This is a genomic window from Bradyrhizobium sp. AZCC 2176 (genome assembly GCF_036924645.1).
GTDB lineage: Bacteria > Pseudomonadota > Alphaproteobacteria > Rhizobiales > Xanthobacteraceae > Bradyrhizobium.
Genome location: NZ_JAZHRX010000001.1, coordinates 3,939,200 through 3,953,949 on the forward strand (window position 1 = coordinate 3,939,200; position 14,750 = coordinate 3,953,949).

The 14,750-nt window shown below is 57.6% G+C and carries 29 protein-coding genes; 15 read left to right on the forward strand and 14 right to left on the reverse strand.

Features of this window, described 5'->3' with window-relative positions:
• Positions 1-153: 153 nt before the first annotated feature.
• The 3 genes from V1288_RS18470 to V1288_RS18480 all read right to left on the reverse strand — a co-directional run bounded on the left by V1288_RS18470 (position 154) and on the right by V1288_RS18480 (position 1,497).
• Positions 154-369, reverse strand: a complete 216-nt coding sequence (locus V1288_RS18470; protein WP_334358384.1) for a hypothetical protein — start codon at positions 367-369, stop codon at positions 154-156.
• Positions 366-680, reverse strand: coding sequence for a hypothetical protein (locus V1288_RS18475; protein WP_334358385.1), 315 nt, complete (start codon positions 678-680; stop codon positions 366-368). The genes V1288_RS18470 and V1288_RS18475 overlap by 4 nt, the downstream gene beginning before the upstream one ends.
• A 388-nt stretch (positions 681-1,068) precedes the next feature.
• Positions 1,069-1,497 carry a helix-turn-helix domain-containing protein gene (locus tag V1288_RS18480; RefSeq protein ID WP_334358386.1) on the reverse strand — a complete coding sequence of 143 codons (429 nt, stop codon included), beginning with the start codon at positions 1,495-1,497 and terminating at the stop codon, positions 1,069-1,071.
• Between the two features lie 240 nt (positions 1,498-1,737).
• Between V1288_RS18480 and V1288_RS18485 the strand changes: the two genes are divergently transcribed.
• The 14 genes from V1288_RS18485 to V1288_RS18550 all read left to right on the forward strand — a co-directional run bounded on the left by V1288_RS18485 (position 1,738) and on the right by V1288_RS18550 (position 6,663).
• Positions 1,738-1,941: a hypothetical protein gene (locus V1288_RS18485; RefSeq protein ID WP_334358387.1), complete on the forward strand. Its 204-nt coding sequence runs from the start codon at positions 1,738-1,740 to the stop codon at positions 1,939-1,941.
• Positions 1,942-1,958: 17 nt separating this feature from the next.
• Positions 1,959-2,330 (forward strand): hypothetical protein, encoded by a 372-nt coding sequence (locus V1288_RS18490; protein WP_334358388.1) that lies wholly within the window; start codon positions 1,959-1,961, stop codon positions 2,328-2,330.
• On the forward strand, positions 2,327-2,557 hold the full coding sequence (locus V1288_RS18495) for a hypothetical protein (protein WP_334358389.1): 231 nt from the start codon (positions 2,327-2,329) through the stop codon (positions 2,555-2,557). Before V1288_RS18490 ends, V1288_RS18495 begins: the two co-directional genes overlap by 4 nt.
• A complete protein-coding gene (locus V1288_RS18500; protein WP_334358390.1) occupies positions 2,547-2,738 on the forward strand; it encodes a hypothetical protein in 192 nt (63 codons plus the stop codon). The genes V1288_RS18495 and V1288_RS18500 overlap by 11 nt, the downstream gene beginning before the upstream one ends.
• Positions 2,722-3,228 (forward strand): siphovirus Gp157 family protein, encoded by a 507-nt coding sequence (locus V1288_RS18505; RefSeq protein ID WP_334358391.1) that lies wholly within the window; start codon positions 2,722-2,724, stop codon positions 3,226-3,228. The genes V1288_RS18500 and V1288_RS18505 overlap by 17 nt, the downstream gene beginning before the upstream one ends.
• Positions 3,228-3,938, forward strand: coding sequence for a Rad52/Rad22 family DNA repair protein (locus V1288_RS18510; RefSeq protein ID WP_334358392.1), 711 nt, complete (start codon positions 3,228-3,230; stop codon positions 3,936-3,938). Before V1288_RS18505 ends, V1288_RS18510 begins: the two co-directional genes overlap by 1 nt.
• A complete protein-coding gene (locus tag V1288_RS18515) occupies positions 3,919-4,119 on the forward strand; it encodes a hypothetical protein (protein WP_334358393.1) in 201 nt (66 codons plus the stop codon). The genes V1288_RS18510 and V1288_RS18515 overlap by 20 nt, the downstream gene beginning before the upstream one ends.
• A gap of 73 nt (positions 4,120-4,192) precedes the next feature.
• A complete protein-coding gene (locus tag V1288_RS18520; RefSeq protein WP_334358394.1) occupies positions 4,193-4,567 on the forward strand; it encodes a hypothetical protein in 375 nt (124 codons plus the stop codon).
• Complete coding sequence (locus tag V1288_RS18525) at positions 4,560-4,886, forward strand: DUF968 domain-containing protein (RefSeq protein WP_334358395.1); 327 nt, start codon at positions 4,560-4,562, stop codon at positions 4,884-4,886. Before V1288_RS18520 ends, V1288_RS18525 begins: the two co-directional genes overlap by 8 nt.
• The gene (locus V1288_RS18530) at positions 4,870-5,031 is read left to right on the forward strand and encodes a hypothetical protein (RefSeq protein WP_334358396.1); all 162 of its coding nucleotides are present in this window, start codon (positions 4,870-4,872) and stop codon (positions 5,029-5,031) included. Before V1288_RS18525 ends, V1288_RS18530 begins: the two co-directional genes overlap by 17 nt.
• Positions 5,028-5,231, forward strand: a complete 204-nt coding sequence (locus V1288_RS18535) for a hypothetical protein (protein WP_334358397.1) — start codon at positions 5,028-5,030, stop codon at positions 5,229-5,231. Before V1288_RS18530 ends, V1288_RS18535 begins: the two co-directional genes overlap by 4 nt.
• 9 nt (positions 5,232-5,240) lie before the next feature.
• Positions 5,241-5,558: a hypothetical protein gene (locus V1288_RS18540; protein ID WP_334358398.1), complete on the forward strand. Its 318-nt coding sequence runs from the start codon at positions 5,241-5,243 to the stop codon at positions 5,556-5,558.
• A 3-nt stretch (positions 5,559-5,561) separates the two neighbouring features.
• Positions 5,562-5,939 carry a hypothetical protein gene (locus V1288_RS18545; RefSeq protein WP_334358399.1) on the forward strand — a complete coding sequence of 126 codons (378 nt, stop codon included), beginning with the start codon at positions 5,562-5,564 and terminating at the stop codon, positions 5,937-5,939.
• Positions 5,940-6,141: 202 nt separating this feature from the next.
• The gene (locus tag V1288_RS18550; protein ID WP_334358400.1) at positions 6,142-6,663 is read left to right on the forward strand and encodes a hypothetical protein; all 522 of its coding nucleotides are present in this window, start codon (positions 6,142-6,144) and stop codon (positions 6,661-6,663) included.
• A gap of 211 nt (positions 6,664-6,874) precedes the next feature.
• Here the strand turns inward: V1288_RS18550 and V1288_RS18555 are convergent, their stop codons facing one another.
• From V1288_RS18555 to V1288_RS18605, 11 genes are all read right to left on the reverse strand, one after another.
• The gene (locus V1288_RS18555) at positions 6,875-7,063 is read right to left on the reverse strand and encodes a hypothetical protein (protein WP_334358401.1); all 189 of its coding nucleotides are present in this window, start codon (positions 7,061-7,063) and stop codon (positions 6,875-6,877) included.
• Positions 7,060-7,311, reverse strand: coding sequence for a hypothetical protein (locus V1288_RS18560; RefSeq protein ID WP_334358402.1), 252 nt, complete (start codon positions 7,309-7,311; stop codon positions 7,060-7,062). Before V1288_RS18560 ends, V1288_RS18555 begins: the two co-directional genes overlap by 4 nt.
• Positions 7,308-7,961: a recombinase family protein gene (locus tag V1288_RS18565; RefSeq protein ID WP_334358403.1), complete on the reverse strand. Its 654-nt coding sequence runs from the start codon at positions 7,959-7,961 to the stop codon at positions 7,308-7,310. The genes V1288_RS18560 and V1288_RS18565 overlap by 4 nt, the downstream gene beginning before the upstream one ends.
• A gap of 98 nt (positions 7,962-8,059) precedes the next feature.
• Positions 8,060-8,464: a hypothetical protein gene (locus tag V1288_RS18570; RefSeq protein WP_334358404.1), complete on the reverse strand. Its 405-nt coding sequence runs from the start codon at positions 8,462-8,464 to the stop codon at positions 8,060-8,062.
• Between the two features lie 530 nt (positions 8,465-8,994).
• Positions 8,995-9,210, reverse strand: coding sequence for a hypothetical protein (locus V1288_RS18575; protein WP_334358405.1), 216 nt, complete (start codon positions 9,208-9,210; stop codon positions 8,995-8,997).
• A gap of 258 nt (positions 9,211-9,468) precedes the next feature.
• Positions 9,469-9,831 carry a hypothetical protein gene (locus tag V1288_RS18580; protein WP_334358406.1) on the reverse strand — a complete coding sequence of 121 codons (363 nt, stop codon included), beginning with the start codon at positions 9,829-9,831 and terminating at the stop codon, positions 9,469-9,471.
• A 144-nt stretch (positions 9,832-9,975) separates the two neighbouring features.
• On the reverse strand, positions 9,976-10,269 hold the full coding sequence (locus V1288_RS18585) for a hypothetical protein (protein WP_334358407.1): 294 nt from the start codon (positions 10,267-10,269) through the stop codon (positions 9,976-9,978).
• 270 nt (positions 10,270-10,539) lie between these two features.
• Positions 10,540-11,424, reverse strand: coding sequence for an ArdC family protein (locus V1288_RS18590; RefSeq protein ID WP_334358408.1), 885 nt, complete (start codon positions 11,422-11,424; stop codon positions 10,540-10,542).
• Between the two features lie 630 nt (positions 11,425-12,054).
• Positions 12,055-12,570 (reverse strand): hypothetical protein, encoded by a 516-nt coding sequence (locus tag V1288_RS18595; protein ID WP_334358409.1) that lies wholly within the window; start codon positions 12,568-12,570, stop codon positions 12,055-12,057.
• A gap of 148 nt (positions 12,571-12,718) precedes the next feature.
• On the reverse strand, positions 12,719-12,991 hold the full coding sequence (locus tag V1288_RS18600) for a hypothetical protein (protein ID WP_334358410.1): 273 nt from the start codon (positions 12,989-12,991) through the stop codon (positions 12,719-12,721).
• A gap of 94 nt (positions 12,992-13,085) precedes the next feature.
• Entirely contained in the window at positions 13,086-13,310 is a 225-nt protein-coding gene (locus V1288_RS18605; RefSeq protein ID WP_334358411.1) for a hypothetical protein, read from the reverse strand.
• 374 nt (positions 13,311-13,684) lie between these two features.
• On the opposite strand from V1288_RS18605, the gene V1288_RS18610 reads away from it, so the two are divergent.
• Positions 13,685-14,161, forward strand: a complete 477-nt coding sequence (locus V1288_RS18610; RefSeq protein WP_334358412.1) for a hypothetical protein — start codon at positions 13,685-13,687, stop codon at positions 14,159-14,161.
• The last annotated feature ends 589 nt before the right edge of the window (positions 14,162-14,750 follow it).

The window sequence follows — 14,750 nt, forward strand, 5'->3', positions numbered from 1 at the left end:
GCCGGGGGGTCGAATCGGTTGCGATCTGGGGCGAAGGCAATCAGGCCTTCCTGTACCAGGGCGATCCGCGTCTTGGTGGTGGGCGCTCCGGGCGTCAGGCGACTCATGACGGCCGGCTGGTTGGCTCGCACCCATAGCAGGGCGCGGCGTTCTTCAAGGCTCAGTAGGCGGGTTGAGGAATTCATGGCTGGCATCCCGGCAAGTTCCCGCTGCGGGGACGAACTCAATCACGCGCGCGGGGTTCGGATATTGGTTCTCTCGCAGGTGACGGCGAACGGTGGCGCGATCCATCTGCGCCACCATCGTTTCGTAAATGATGGGGCCTTCCGGGCGATCACAGATCACGAGGTAAAAGGCCCGATGGTTCACGGCCGGATATCCTGGGCCAGCGCCTTTAGTTCGGTGACGATTTCCTGATTGTGGGTAATCTCGTCATTGAGCCGAACGCACAGCATGACCTGATCGCCCAGGGCGCCCTTGGCGTTGGCGGCGCGCTCCAAAACGATCTGCTCGATTTCGTCTAGCTGTTTGCGCAGGGCGCCGACGCGCGAACAAAGATCGTTGGTCAGGCTATCCACTACGCTGGCAATCGCCTCGCGCTGGGCTTGGCCGTAGCTCGGCGGCTTCAATTCGTTGGCGGGTAGGACGGTGGTATTACCTTTAGCGGCGCTTCCATGCATGGGCTTTCCCCTTGTCTGGTGTTGATGCCCGACAAGGCTAGTCCTAATGGTTACGACCGATCAACCGAAAATTTTTCTATTACGAACGACAGCCCGGAATCCGAACACACGCGAAAAAATGTCAAGCGGTCGAAAAAATTCGGCGCAAATGCTTTGGCGAAGTCTTAACATTGTGGTTTGATGATGGGTCTTGGGGCAAGTTCCAACAGATAAGAACAAGGTGAGTGGAAATGCCGGAAAAGTACGACCGTGAGCGCCAAGCCCTCTATCTTGTCTCGCTCATGCCGGACAACTTGAATGAAGCCCGCAGATTGCTTGTTGTCTGCGGCAAGCTGTTGGAGACGCTGGCGAGCGCACGCAACGCCCGGTCAGCGAATCGTCGCAGGGGTCAGCGCCGCGTCGCACGGCGGCGGTGAAGCGTAGCCTTAGCCTTATCCTTCGCTAGACCTTCCAAAGCCTTGGCGCGTTGCTTGGCAATGTCGTTAAGGCGCAGTTGCGCCTTTTCGACAGCCGCCTGGGCGTGTGCAGTCTCGCGCGCGAGCGTTTCGGCGATCTTGATCCGTTCGCGGTAGTGTTCGGATAGGTTGCCCGTGTGGCCGAACCATAGCCATTCTACGGACATGCCGGGGAATTTGTGCATGATTAGGAAGGCGGTTTCTCGTGGCACGGGATAGCCGCGTTCGTAATTATTCCACCGCTTGAACGGCACTCCCAGGCGCTCGGCGAATTCGGCTTGATTTTCGCCGGAAACAATTTCCCTCAACATCGTCAAACGTCGCTTGTAGGCCTCTACGTCGAAACCTTCGATCTTCTTCATTGTCCCCTCGGGTGATGCCTGCCCCGCAATGCTTATAAAACTATTACACGATTTGTGTGTTCAAAAACATACGTAGGTTGCAGGACTGTAGAAAAAATTTTGCCCGCTATCAACAAACTGCCGGTTGATAGCTTAGAGGCGTTCTGCCCAAATTTTGCTCCTAACCGTCCATAGGAGTAATAAATACGACAAGCCAGATCGGACGGGCTTCCTATGAAAAGACTTCGAACGGCTGACGACGTGATCCGCGCCCTGGGCGGGATCGAAGTCGTTTTGCAATTGACCGGCGCGAACGCCAAGCAGGCCTGGAATTGGACCGGGCGCTTCGGGGCGTTTCCGGCCAACACCTACGTTTGCCTGATGCGCGCCCTCAATCGGCGTGGATACACCGCGCCCGCGCGACTCTGGAACATGAAAGGAATTTCGACCGACGAAGCGGCCTGAAATGAAAGGGGACAACCATGGATCAAATCGTTCACGACAACAGCCTACTGCACGGCGCTGACGCCTTCATGCGGTCAAACCGCCCGATGCTGGCGGAAATCCTGGGCGCCGTCTGCGAACTGTACCGGGTCGATCCTGACGAGATTGAGCAGCGGGCCGGCATCCAGGCGCGGCGGGCTTATTGCTTCTTTGCGGAACGTTGGTCGCGGGAGCCGTGCGCGGCGATCGGCGCCATGGTCGGGATGACTCATCGGGAGGTGGCGCGGGTGGCCGAACGCGTCGCCTATCTGAGCCCGGAGGATCATCTTTTGCGCGACGACATGGATTTGCTGACCGTCAGCATTGCGGAGCGCGTTCTTCGCCGCAAGCGCGGCGGGGGTCACCGATGACCAAGTTGACGCTCCAAGAATGGGACGAACTGATTGGGCGTCACCTGCACATGATCGAGGCGGGCGCGGAAATCTGCGAACGCCACGCCCAACATCTATTTGGCGTGCCGGATTGGCCAACCCGCGCTGCGGATCAAATGGCGCGTGTCGAGTCCACCTTGGGCGTAGCTCTAACCCGGATTTGCAAAGCCCGGCAGGAAATGGAGCGGAAACCCCGTGTCGGTTGAACTGATCCATAGCGAATTGAGCGACGCTGATTGCAAGCGCGTCATCCGCATGATGGCCGACGCGCGGGCGCTACATAACGAACTGACGCGGGCGCAGATCAGGGGCGTCTATCAGAACATCGAAATTATTCGCGACATCCTGTCTCTCATGCTGGACCGGGCCGATGGCAAAACCAAATGAACAGACCGCGATCAATCTAACCCAGCAAATCGAGGCATTGCTGCGGGAATATCCCGACCTCGCCGACGACGAAATTTTGCTCGCCGATATGCTGGAAGGTCAGACCGATCTGGCCAATGTGCTGACCTCGCTGATTGTCGCCCTGGACGACGCCAAGGCCTTGCGCGACGGCACCGCCGGGCGCCTGGAAGAATTGACCGCGCGGAAAGCCCGGTTCGGCCGGCGCATGGAATTTGTGCGTAGCCTGATCCTGCGGATTATGGAAGCCGCGCAACTGCCCAAGGTCGAACTGCCCGAAGCGACGCTATCGCTGCGCAAAAATCAGCAAGCCCTGATCGGCGAGGGGGACGGTGATCTGCCCGACGAGCTTTGCAAGATCAAGCGCGAGCCGGACCGCAAGAAAATCAAGGAAGCCATCCAGGGCGGGCGCGAGGTGCCGGGCTTCACTCTCAACAACGCGCCGCCGTCGCTCACTGTGCGGGTGAAGTAATGCGGGACATCATTGAAATCTGCGACCAATTGGCAGCGCCGTTCCCGATCGAGGAAATTTCCTGGCGCGTTGGGCCGACCAACGAGAAAAGCCGCAAGCAGGATGAACCGTTGCGCGGGCAGGCGCTCTGTTATGTAGATGCGCGCACCGTGATGGAGCGGTTTGATAGCGTCGTGGGGGTCAACGGCTGGGCATGCCACTACACGCCGGGCGTCGGCACGTCGATCGTGTGCAACATCGCCATTAAGTTTCCGGTCTACAACGGCGAAAATCTGGTTGGCTTCGATTGGGTGTCCAAGGCGGACGGCGCCGGGCCTTCCGACATGGAAGCGGAAAAGGGCGCGCTGTCGGACGCCTTCAAGCGCGCTGCCGTGCGCTGGGGCGTTGGCCGGTATCTGTACGATGTCAAAGCGCCGTGGCTTGAACTGGACAAGCGCGGCAACAGCGCATTCATCCGCCCGGCAGATCACGGCCGACTCGCCCAACTTCACGAAGAATTCGCCCGCAGGGCCGGTTGGGGCAGTCATGAGGGCGTGGCGGCCTATCGCGTGTTGCTCGCCGATATCAAGCAACTGACAGCACAGAGCGCCGCCAACTTTAGCGCCGAACATCGCGCCCTGATTGAGCAGATGCCGGTTTCGATGCGTCAGCATTTGCTGCGGGAAATCCAAAAGAAAGCGGAAGGGACCAATGGCCGAAAAACCGACTAAGGGCGTGTTGTTCTTTTCCGATCGGGAGCCGCACATAACCGGCTATCTCGTCATCGGCAATGAGCATTTCGAACTCGTTGGCTGGCATTCGACCAAAATCCGCGCCGATCTATCCGTGAAGAAAACCGGCGAAAGACAAGAGGATTTGTTCGATGGGGATCGAAGCGGCGAAGGCGGTTGAAAACGCCATAACGTTCGAAGCCAAAAAGGACGGGCTGCAACAGCGGCAGTCCGGCGATTGGACCTTGCGGCTTGTGATCGCTGGCGCCGACATGGACGATCGTGTCTCAAAGGCGCCGATGGGCACGCGCTACCAATGCGTGATTGTCGAAATCAACGACGACGAAACGCCGCGCGATCACAAGGCCGAAGAACGCGACAAGTGGCGAGCGCTGGGCGCTACAAAGCAGGCCGGCATTCGCTGCAAAGAGCCGACGTTCTGGGCGTTTCTCGTGGAGGAAATGAACTGTTGCGCCTGGAGCGAAGCCGAAGCGGCCGAAGCGGTGCGCGACATCTGCCGCGTTGCCTCGCGCGCCGATCTGGACAAGCCCGGCCATTCGTTGGAACGCGTGCGCTGGTTCGATCTGGATAATCAATATCAGGCGTGGAGGATCAGGGAAAATGGTTGAACCAAATTTCCGCGATCCGCGCCAGCATGATGACGACTATCTGGATTACATCCGGCGGCAACCCTGTTGCATCTGCGGCGAGAACACCACGGTAGAAGCCGCACATTTGCGCGTCGGTTCGATCAATGACGGCAAGCGCTATACCGGCATGGCCGAAAAATCTTCGGACAAATGGGCGCTGCCGCTGTGCGGCAAGCACCACCGCGAACAGCACTCAATGAACGAGCGCGAATTTTGGGCGAGCTATGGGCTCGATCCCTTTGCGCTGGCGATGACCTATCACAAGCCAGCGAGGGGGCGCGATGAAGGTGGAGCTTGACCGGAGGACCAGTGACGGCTTGCGAATGGTAACGCTCACGGCCAACGACAGCGCGAAGCTGCCGGAAACAATTCGCGCCTGGATCAAGATGCTGCAAATCGCAGAACGCTGGCTGCAAGAGGGAAAGCGGAAGGACAACCCATGAAACGCCGCTATTCGATTTTTGGCCGTGAATATGGCTCGGACCGCGATGTCGAACTGGCGCAGTGCGACAACAATCCGCAGGCCGTTATGGATGGCCTGATGCGCAAGACGCTGACGATTAAGCACTCGGTTTTGGAGACTTCCAAAAAGCAAAGCCGGGTTCGGAAATATACGTGGCTGCGGATCGTAGAAAATTCGTGAGGGCCGCCAATGGCCGGAATGAAAGACAAGCTAGGCGATATGCCTTTTGCGCCGCCGCCCGTGCGGGCGTTTGACGGGAGCACCTATCACCCAGGCGCCGACTACGTTCGCCTAAACGGCCAATTGCAACGCGTCGCCGCGCTGATGGAGGACGGCAGATTCCGCACATTGCGAGAGATTGCGGACGAAGCCGGCGGCACGGAAGCCAGCGTTAGCGCGCGGCTGCGGGATTTCCGGAAACCGAAATATGGCGCTCGCGAGGTGCAGCGGGAGCGCGTTGCAGGGGGGCTTTACCGGTATCGGCTCGTGCCAATCGAACGGCGGTAGACCGTGCGCGAAAAGCCGAAGCTTGGCTATTTCCCTTTCCCGTTGCTGGCGTGGCTCGATATCGTCGCCGATCTGGACGCGGAACATGAGCGCGCGTTGATGCGCCTTGTCATCCGCTACTGCGTCAAGGGCTTCCTTCCGAACGATGACAACGCGCTGGCGGCGATCGTCGGCGTTCGGCCGCGCGTGTGGCTGCGGATGCGCCAGCGGCTTGCAATCAAGTTTCCCCAGGACGGTTGGCGGTGGCCGGAAATCGACACGCGAATCGCCGACGCGCAAAAAATATCGGGGATAAGATCGGAACTCGGAAAGGTCGGAAGAACGAAACAATTACTTCCGAAACATGGCTTTTCGCTGCCGTCAAAAGCACGGCGAAATTGACTCAAGCATTTGAAATCATTCGAAGCGGCTCGGGCTATTGCCCAGGCAATTGCTCGGGCTGTAGCCGTGGCATGCCTGGGCAATTGCCTGGGCTAATATAGTACCTAAAACAATTACCAGTCTTTCCTACTGCCGCGCGCGAACGGCTTGGCAATTTGGCGGTTGAAGCGTAGTCGTAACCATTACGCCGCTGGATTTGCTGATGCCGCAAAAGTACGACGACACGGCAGGCCCGACCATTGAACGTATCGCCCGCGCTGGCGCGTTTTTCACCGTGGCCGGCCGCTCACGTTCCGCCCGAAAAATCACCATGCTGGACGACGCTCTGGGGCGGGCCTGGATGCGTCGAAATATTTCGGCCGAAGAGTACAGCGCTCTAAAGAAATACGCCCTGCACTGGCTCGCTGGCGGCTTGCAGGGCCATTTGGGCAGCGTCGATCTAAACCGAATTCTCGCATTCGATCCCGGCAGCATGTCCGGGCTAGCCAAAACGGAACGGCAAGCAGATCACAGGCGGCTCTATTGGGCCGCGCACGATCAGTTAGGCGCCCGGCCGGCATTCGTCGCCGATCATATCGCTTGCATGGATAGTTCCGTTCCCCAGGTGGCCGCGATGCTGGGCTACCGTTCCCCGTCACGCGGTCGCGCCAAGGTGATCGAGATTTTGAGCGATGCCGGGTTTCGATTGATGAAATTTTGGGACGATATCGCAAGGGGGCATTGACAAAGGGACGTTTTGCGCGATGTTTGGATTAGTTTCGCGTCGTGCGGCCGAAAGGCAGCCCTGGTAGTCCTTAGTCCCCTTTGGCGTTACCTAGCGCGAAATTAAAAAGGCCGGGAGCGATCCCGGCCTTTTGCATTCGTGGGTAAACTTCTCCCGAAAAACTGAGGGCGGCGCTCGGGCCTTCGCCGCCCTCTTTTTCATGACAGAACAGTCAGTCCTCTTCGATGTAGCCGGGCGGCGGTTCGATCCGCTGTAGCAGGGTGGCATCTTTGAGATCGATGCTAAAATCTGCGCCGATAAGCCAAATTTCTTCGCCGGATTTTTGAACTACCGTGACTTTGCGCTGCTCTTTGAACACGAGAGCCCAATAGTAGCCGTCAGGCGGGGCGGGGTGGGTCATGACAAATCCGCCGCCGCTATCTTGTGCTTGACCATGAGGCGGACCAGAAGCGCGACGACTTTGGGCACGGGATATTCGCCGCTAGCCCAACTGCGCACGGTGCGACCGCGCACGGCAAGCAGGCGGCCAAAGCCTTCTTGGGAAATTTTCAGTTTGCCGTTGATATCGACAGCGGCGCGAAATTCGTCCGTTGTCATGTGGATGACTTCCGGCTTTTTGGGCGCGGCCTTCTTTTTCGCTTTCTTCATTCCGGTTTCCTTTCTTTGAGGCGATCAATCAGGCGCAGAACGCTCTGTGAATGCCATTTGCCGCCGGTTGGCGTGGCGATGTCGCGCGCGTTCAAAATGCTGGCGATACGGCGCGATGACAGGTTGATGAAGGGCCAAACGACTTCGCGCAGGCCTTCCGCGAATTCGGCCGCCATGTCCGAGTTAGCCTTGGCTTGCGCGGCATTGCCCAGGACAGTGCCGCGCGCCTTGGCGGCGGCTAGCGCGTCGCGGGTGCGCTCGGCGATCTGGGCGCGCTCCTTTTCCGCCATAGCGGCGTAAATGTGCAGCATGAACGGGTCAACGTTTAGGCCTAGCTGCGTCACGATAAACGGAACGCGCTTTTCCATCAGCGTCGAAATAAAAGCGACGTTGCGCGACAAGCGGCAAAGCTTGGCAACGATAACCGGGCATTTGGCTTTCTTGGCCGCCTTCATTGCAGCGGCCAACTCCGGGCGTCGCTCCAAGGCATCAAAGCCTTTCGCGGTTTCGACTTCGATATGAGTCGCGCGGATGTCAAAGCCTTCCGCCGCGCAAAACCGCGTCACGGCGGCTTGCTGGGCTTCCAGGCCTAGGCCGGATCGGCCTTGGCGCTCGCGTGACACGCGGTAATAGGCAACGGCGGAATGCATTTGGTCCCCTTTAGTTTAGCTGGCTTGGTTTAGGCTGGTATAGCCTAGGCTGTCAAGGTCTAGGCAAGAAAAAACCCGGCCTAAGCCGGGTTGTTAGATCAGATGCCCCAGGGCGCGGCGTCATAGCCGGGGAGTCGGCGAATAGCCTCTTTCCGGATTTGGTTGACGATTTCAGCGGCTAGCGTGTCCTCGTAATCGTCGGACTCGCAGGCCTGATAGTCGAAGCAATCGCAAAGCTTGAGGATGACAAGCGCGTCGGGCAGCGGGTTAACCTGCTTGAACCGCAGGGCCTCGCCGATGTCGCCGAAATGCTCCTTTGTGCGCTCGCGGTAGCGCTCGCCGACGCCGCGCGCGTTTTCATCGATCAGGATGTTAGCGATTGCCTCGGCATTGTTGAGGACGACGCGGACGGCGTTGCCGTTGACGCGGTAATGAACGCCATGGCGGACGGCATAGGAAACCAACGTGTTGATATGCAGATCGCTGCAAAGATAGGCCGACATTCCAAAAATTCCCCTTGGCTTTGCGCTGAATTGCGCAAGGCCTAATATAGGCTGTAAAAACCTAGGCTGTCAAATCCTAAATCAGGAGGGCTGACAAAATGGCTTGCTTGTCGCTTGGCTTTCTACAGCAACTCCTGATTTGGCTTGTGATCGCCGCTGCGATTATCGCCATTATCAAGCTTGCCGTTCCAGCGCTAACCAACCTAATCGGGCTGCCATGGGTTGGGCAAATCGTCATGATTATTTGCTGGGCCATAGTCGCCATCATGGTGATCTATTTCATTTTCGCTTTGCTCGGCTGTCTAGTCGGGAGCGGTCCCCCCTTTCGACTCCGGTAGCCAAGTCGAAGATTTGCCGCCCTATCCGCCGCCGCCGCCGCCGATCTGTACGGGTTGCTAATGCCCTGGCTTAAAGACCCTGAAACCGCGCCAGTGTTCTGGATGATAGCGGCGGGTTGCCTGCTATTGCTGGCGCTCGCGTTCCTGATCCGCTGAAAAGAAAAAGCCCGGCTCTAAGGCCGGGCTTTGTGCTTAGGAGTAGGAGAGAATTCGCGCCACCTTGTGCCGGTTATAGGTGTGGTTTCGGCCGATGTCGCGGCGGGTTTGCTTTCCGGTCCCGCCGCAGGAAAAGCAGGTGCCGGTTTTGCTGCACTTGCCGTTGATGACCGGTCCCCAGGAATAGGTGCCGGTCCCCCGGCATTTGCAGCAGGTGCCGGGCTTGGAATTCGGTTGAGCCAGATCGTACATTTGCGTTCCCCTTGTGTGATCGAATAAGCCGGTTATAGGAGATTACCGCCTAGGCTGTCAACCCCTAGCAAGGGGAAAGCGCAAAAAAATAGCCCGGCATTTCTGCCGGGCTTTTTGTTGGATCGATCTGCTAGCAGCGGTCGCCATACCATTGCAGCCGGGACGAAATCGACATGAACGGGTAATCCCTGGCATCTGCCGTTCGCAAGCGCCAAAGGTAATAGGCGTGTATGTGATGAAAGTGATACATGGCAGAACTCACGGGACGTAACGGTAAACGCGACAATCGACGAGGGCATAAACCCCGTTATGGGCGCGGCGCTCGTTGTGATGAAAGAACCATACCGGACCGGGTTTGATTTCATCGGTCGGGACCAATCGAGACTTGAGCAAGGCCGGGTCTAATCCGCCGCTATAGTCCATATAGCCGGTCCCGAAATAGAATGAACCGCTGGCGCCCTTGCATGTGGTTTGGATGTCGGCGCCCCAATCATGGGTAAACCGGCGATATTCGCCGTCCGGCATGATGACGTAATCGCCGACGCGCGGTCCCTGGACGCCTTCCCAGGCGGTCACGCGCGCGGCCAGAATGTTTTGGTCGCGTTGGTCTAACTGGCTCATAGGTCTAATTCCCCTTGTTTATGGCTGTCGCCGAAAAGGCCGAATTCGATCGGCTGTTGTGGTTGGTTGGCTTTGAGCGGAGCGGCAGCCCTGCGCTTAAGCAGGGCGCCGACATCGGGCGCCGTTTCCGGCAGATCGGGCTGATTAGAACGGAATGTTTGCGATGGCATATCGCGCCGCGTCCCGTTGTTCGCACTTGCGCAAATCGAACTCGTTTCCGGCCATGCGAAAATCGGAAATCGCGAATTGGCAGGATTGCTTGAAGCGCTCGCGAGCTTCAAACGCCGCGCGCTGGAACGCTGACATCTCGCGATAACCGCGCGCGTCGTAATAGGCCTTGGTTGACGTGGCCACCTTGAAGGCGCCACCGCCGCCGTTGCGCTGGTATTGATCGGCCTTGACATAGGCCAATTCCCGCATGGCGTTGTGATCGAACATTGAACTTTCCCCTTTGGCGTGATTGCCAAGACGAATATAGGCAATTACAGCCTAGGCTGTCAAGGCCTATAGAGGGGATTAGGCATAAAAAAATCCCCGGCAAAAACCGGGGATTTGTCGCGCGCGGCGCGGCGCGCTTTAGAAATACCGCGCCACTAATGAACCGTGGCGTTAGGCGGTCGCTTTAGGAACGCTTCGATTAGTTTCCGCATGCGTTCCAGATCGGCAAGGCGCCGTTGGATGGCTTCCTTTTCGCTCATTGCGTCCCCCTTAAGCGGCAATGGCGAGCGGAGCGGCGAGCGCTTGCGAGCGGAGATAATCCGCCGCCTTCTGCGCTGCGCTCGCGGCGGTCATGAACGCCTTTGCGTCGTCTTTGAGAAGCGCAATCCAATTGCCAATGTAGCCGGAATGCCGCAATTCGCCATCGATCGAAAATTCAGCGCAAAGGAACGCGGCGGTTAGTTCGGCAACGAGTTCTTCCGCCGCATAGGCGCGATCCCCGAACCGCTTTCCGAAAGTGCGATCTAGGCGCGACTCGGCGCCCGTCCAATGGCCCAATTCGTGGAACGCGGTCGCATAGTAGGACGCGGCGGTTTTGAAGCTTTCGAACGTCGGCATGCAAACCCGATCATGCGAGGGCGAGTAAAACGCGCGATCCCCGCCGGTTTCGGAATAGTTCGCGCCGGTCGCGGCAATGAACTCTTCTATCGTGGCGTCGCGCTCGTTGGCGTTGCGCGATTTGATCGGCGCCGGGTTGGTGATCTTTTCCGGCAGGCCTTCGCACTGATCGACATTGAAAACGGTGTAGTAGCGCAGAACGGTATAAGTCTTACCGTCAACGGTTTCCGCTTCCTCGCCCTTTGGCTTGGAAAAGCAGGTTTTGACGAAAACCACCTGAAAGCCGTGCTCGCCCTTGCGAACGTGGCCGCCCAATTCCTGCGCTTGCTTGAACGTCAGGAAGCGCGGCGAAGCGAAGCGACCATGTGACAGCCAAAGCAGAACGGTGTTGACGCCTGAATAAGGACGACCGGTCGCGGCGTTGTGCGGGATGTTCTGCCCAGGCGTTGCGGACCATGGCTTAACCCAGGGCGCGGCGCCGTTTTCCAGATCGGCGAGAATGCGAGCGGTAACGTTTGCGTACAGTTGATTTGCCATTTTGTTTTCCCCTTTGGCATCAGTGAAGCTAACGGGAATACAATAGGCAATTACCGCCTAGGCCGTCAAGGCCGTATCGTAATAATTACGAAAAATATTTTCAGGCGTATTAGACCAAAGAAAACTTGACGCAATAGGAAGGCCGCTGAGAGGCGATTTTTTCCGCCATACCAGACATCAAAAATCAAAAAATAACGCACCAGTGACTCGCTAATAGAACCGACATTTTCGAAAAGATTTGGATCTGATTTCAGCAACAAAGTTGCAAATCAGAGCGCTCGGCGATTGTCAGATATCGCCTAGGCTGTCAAAGCCTATTTGTGGAATTGCACAAAAGAAAATGATTGACGCAATAGGAGAGTCACAGAGAGGCGTATTTTTCGGCCATGTCCTAGGTCGGAATTCGAAAAATAACGCACCAGCGGCGTTCTAATTGAGCCTAACTTTTGCGAAGTTTTTTCGACGCAAACGAATCTTTATTTCAATACCTGGCTGCCGCGGCTTGCCGATATCGCCTAGGCTGTCAAGGCCTAAAGGCTGTTAGCTGCAAAGTATTTCGATTGACGCGTTTTCGCGCAACAAAAAGCCCGGCACAATGGCCGGGCTTGCTGCGATCGATCGGAGATCGGGTTAGGCTAGGGCGCGTCGCTCGTTTGCGCTGCGCTCATAGTCCGCGCCATTCGGAACGCCGCGACACATGCGAGCGGAGTTATTGGCACAAACCGAAACGTCGAATTCCCAGGTTTTGCGCCCAGCCTTGTTGCGAACGTGCAAGTAAAGGATATCGGCATGCAAGCCGGCAGCGGCGACATATCCGTTTGTGTGGCCGTCCGGATAGAAGCTAAACGTCAATTCGTCGCCAGCCTTTAGCGTCTTGAGAATGCTGGAAACGGGCGAGCGCTGGGAATGATAGATGCCGGCCATTGCGAAGAACGATGCAACGCCGCGTTCCAATGCGTCACGCGCGGATGTCGTTTCGACAGTGACGTGACAGGGCAGGATGTATTCCTGATCTGTTTCGAATGGTTGCGCGTTCCAGCCTTTGCGCTTGATAAGCCGGACAAGGCCTTGCGCGTGGTTGGCGCCCAGGTGGATTGTGATGTCATCCGCCTTCCGAATTGCAGCAATGTCAGTTTTGGTAAGCATGCCAGTTTCCCCTTTGGCTTTGCCCGGAATTGGGCAATGGCTGTTTATAGGTTGGTATAGCCTAGGCTGTCAAGGCCTAGCAGGAATATTTTTAGGCAACAAAAAACCCGGCATCGCTGCCGGGTTGATTGATCGGAGTCGGGTTAGGTTAGGCAATCGCCCGTTGTGCGTTGCGCGGCAGTGAACGCACAAACGAATTGTGCTGATAGTTTTCGCGGAATTCGGGCTGGCGACCATGCTTCGCTTTCCAAACGGAAATGAACTTGAAGGCGTCGCAGTCCTCTTCAAGGTAGAACGTTCCGCCGTCCCGGCTCACGTATGAATAGCCGCTGAAATGCGCGGCAGTCATACCCAGGGCAGCCAGATCAGCGGCGGAAACTTCAAGCCAGCCATGGCCGGCATCAACGTGGAATGTAAACATTTGCTTTTCCCCTTTGGCGCGGCGTGATTGCCGTTCCTACTGGCTTAAGCCGGGTAGCCTTTCGGCGCCCGGCATAAGCTGATTTTGCGTTGCGTTATTCGATCCAGGGCGCTCGCATGGCGAGATAGGAGCGCGCGATGCAATAAGCTTCGGGCAGGTTTGCCAGCCAAGCGCCAGCCATTTCAGAGCGGAGAGTGTTGCAATCCTGATTGTGCCACCATGCCTGGGCGCGCGCGGCAAAGCCGGCATCCAGCTTCGCGACATTGGCCCAATGCTGGGCGAGTTGTTCGGTTGAGAGAATGGCGTTCCAGCCGGTCATTTGTGCTTTCCCCTTTGGCCGCTCGGTATTGAGCGATGGCTAACCATAGGCGGATAGAGCCTAGGCTGTCAAGGCCTATAGTAAAGGAACAGAGAAAAAATGTCTGGGAACTTTCGCCCGAAAGCGAAGCGGGAACGCGCGGCTTATTACCGTGACGTTTCGCAGCGCAGCGATAGGAGGGCGCGGACCTCGCGGCGCCTTTATCGTCGGGAACTAGAACGAGCGATGGCGGAACTTGCGAAGCATCTGGAAGCGCGCAAGCCTTGCGGCGAATGTCACCTAAAGCCGGGCGAGGTTTGCGACATCTGCCGCGCCGTTGCCACGTCCAACGCATTGCCAAGCCAGCCAGTGCATCAACGAGCGGAGCGGTAGTTATGGCGCCTTTCCAGCAAAAGCGCGTCCCTGCCCATTACCGTGACCCGAACTATACGACCGGCCGGCCATCGGAGTATCGGCCGGAATACTGTCAGTTGGTTCAAGATGTCATGAGCGAGGGATTTAGCCTCACGGCATTTGCTGGGCAGATCAGGGTTGCGAAGGAAACGGTTTATGAATGGATTAGGCGCCACAGCGAGTTCTCTGACGCTGTGTCCCGCGCGCGCGTCGCACGCGTTCGCGCGCTTGAAGCCAAGCTATTGCGTTCCCGAAAGGGCGCCGAAACCACCGCAGCTATATTCGCTTTGCGGAATGCTGATCCGACCGAATGGCGTGACATCAAGCATACGACGCACGACCATAACCATAAGATCGAACAACTGACAGACGCGCAACTATTTGCAATTGCTAGCGGAAAACAGCCTGTTGACGGGCAGGTGATAGACGGGGAATGCGAGCGAGTTGACACAGGTTGACGACCGTCAGCATGTGGCACGCGCGATAGTGTGTTGTTCTTGTTCTGATTTCTCGGCGCGATCGAACGAGGGGGAGGGCGCGGCGCCTGGGCGAGGGCGGGGGGCGGGAAAAATTTCGGGAAAAAGCATGCTTATTGGCGCACACCCCCCTACAAAATCGCCACCCCGAAAAACTTCGCATGTCCGCTATGCGCAGATCGCCCAAAATTCGCGCGCTTAACCATTGCGACCGCCACAAGCCTGTCGCATTTACCAGTCTCAAATAGTCTCAAGTCACATGGACAAGGAAGCGACCCTGCGGGCGATGCGTGAACGCCGAATGATGGCGATCAGGCAGCAGGAACGGGATCATCAGTTGTCACCGCCGCCCGGTGATGAGGGAAGGCCCCGCCGGCCCCATAATCTTCCAGCCCCACGGCGGGGCCGACCTCTCGACAGTCAACGGCACAACAGCCTCGCAACCCTAAAGCCCTGGAAGGCGGAAGGGATGTCGCGGGCGACGTGGTTTCGGAGGCGGCGTGAGAGAAACGCGGATCAGGGCTAGGTGCTGTTCCTGCTATCGCACCGCCACCGTGGCGGTCGATCGCGA

Bases quoted from the DNA above. Each gene is read 5' to 3' on its own strand.
- V1288_RS18530 (WP_334358396.1), top strand. From the start codon at position 4,870: ATGAAGGTGGAGCTTGACCGGAGGACCAGTGACGGCTTGCGAATGGTA.
- V1288_RS18555 (WP_334358401.1), bottom strand. From the start codon at position 7,063: ATGACCCACCCCGCCCCGCCTGACGGCTACTATTGGGCTCTCGTGTTC.
- V1288_RS18575 (WP_334358405.1), bottom strand. From the start codon at position 9,210: ATGTACGATCTGGCTCAACCGAATTCCAAGCCCGGCACCTGCTGCAAA.
- V1288_RS18600 (WP_334358410.1), bottom strand. From the start codon at position 12,991: ATGTTTACATTCCACGTTGATGCCGGCCATGGCTGGCTTGAAGTTTCC.
- V1288_RS18560 (WP_334358402.1), bottom strand. From the start codon at position 7,311: ATGAAGAAAGCGAAAAAGAAGGCCGCGCCCAAAAAGCCGGAAGTCATC.
- V1288_RS18590 (WP_334358408.1), bottom strand. From the start codon at position 11,424: ATGGCAAATCAACTGTACGCAAACGTTACCGCTCGCATTCTCGCCGAT.
- V1288_RS18535 (WP_334358397.1), top strand. From the start codon at position 5,028: ATGAAACGCCGCTATTCGATTTTTGGCCGTGAATATGGCTCGGACCGC.
- V1288_RS18540 (WP_334358398.1), top strand. From the start codon at position 5,241: ATGGCCGGAATGAAAGACAAGCTAGGCGATATGCCTTTTGCGCCGCCG.
- V1288_RS18580 (WP_334358406.1), bottom strand. From the start codon at position 9,831: ATGAGCCAGTTAGACCAACGCGACCAAAACATTCTGGCCGCGCGCGTG.
- V1288_RS18475 (WP_334358385.1), bottom strand. From the start codon at position 680: ATGCATGGAAGCGCCGCTAAAGGTAATACCACCGTCCTACCCGCCAAC.
- V1288_RS18525 (WP_334358395.1), top strand. From the start codon at position 4,560: ATGGTTGAACCAAATTTCCGCGATCCGCGCCAGCATGATGACGACTAT.
- V1288_RS18605 (WP_334358411.1), bottom strand. From the start codon at position 13,310: ATGACCGGCTGGAACGCCATTCTCTCAACCGAACAACTCGCCCAGCAT.
- V1288_RS18495 (WP_334358389.1), top strand. From the start codon at position 2,327: ATGACCAAGTTGACGCTCCAAGAATGGGACGAACTGATTGGGCGTCAC.
- V1288_RS18570 (WP_334358404.1), bottom strand. From the start codon at position 8,464: ATGTCGGCCTATCTTTGCAGCGATCTGCATATCAACACGTTGGTTTCC.
- V1288_RS18550 (WP_334358400.1), top strand. From the start codon at position 6,142: ATGCCGCAAAAGTACGACGACACGGCAGGCCCGACCATTGAACGTATC.
- V1288_RS18505 (WP_334358391.1), top strand. From the start codon at position 2,722: ATGGCAAAACCAAATGAACAGACCGCGATCAATCTAACCCAGCAAATC.
- V1288_RS18515 (WP_334358393.1), top strand. From the start codon at position 3,919: ATGGCCGAAAAACCGACTAAGGGCGTGTTGTTCTTTTCCGATCGGGAG.
- V1288_RS18490 (WP_334358388.1), top strand. From the start codon at position 1,959: ATGGATCAAATCGTTCACGACAACAGCCTACTGCACGGCGCTGACGCC.
- V1288_RS18510 (WP_334358392.1), top strand. From the start codon at position 3,228: ATGCGGGACATCATTGAAATCTGCGACCAATTGGCAGCGCCGTTCCCG.
- V1288_RS18480 (WP_334358386.1), bottom strand. From the start codon at position 1,497: ATGAAGAAGATCGAAGGTTTCGACGTAGAGGCCTACAAGCGACGTTTG.
- V1288_RS18595 (WP_334358409.1), bottom strand. From the start codon at position 12,570: ATGCTTACCAAAACTGACATTGCTGCAATTCGGAAGGCGGATGACATC.
- V1288_RS18610 (WP_334358412.1), top strand. From the start codon at position 13,685: ATGGCGCCTTTCCAGCAAAAGCGCGTCCCTGCCCATTACCGTGACCCG.
- V1288_RS18565 (WP_334358403.1), bottom strand. From the start codon at position 7,961: ATGCATTCCGCCGTTGCCTATTACCGCGTGTCACGCGAGCGCCAAGGC.
- V1288_RS18585 (WP_334358407.1), bottom strand. From the start codon at position 10,269: ATGTTCGATCACAACGCCATGCGGGAATTGGCCTATGTCAAGGCCGAT.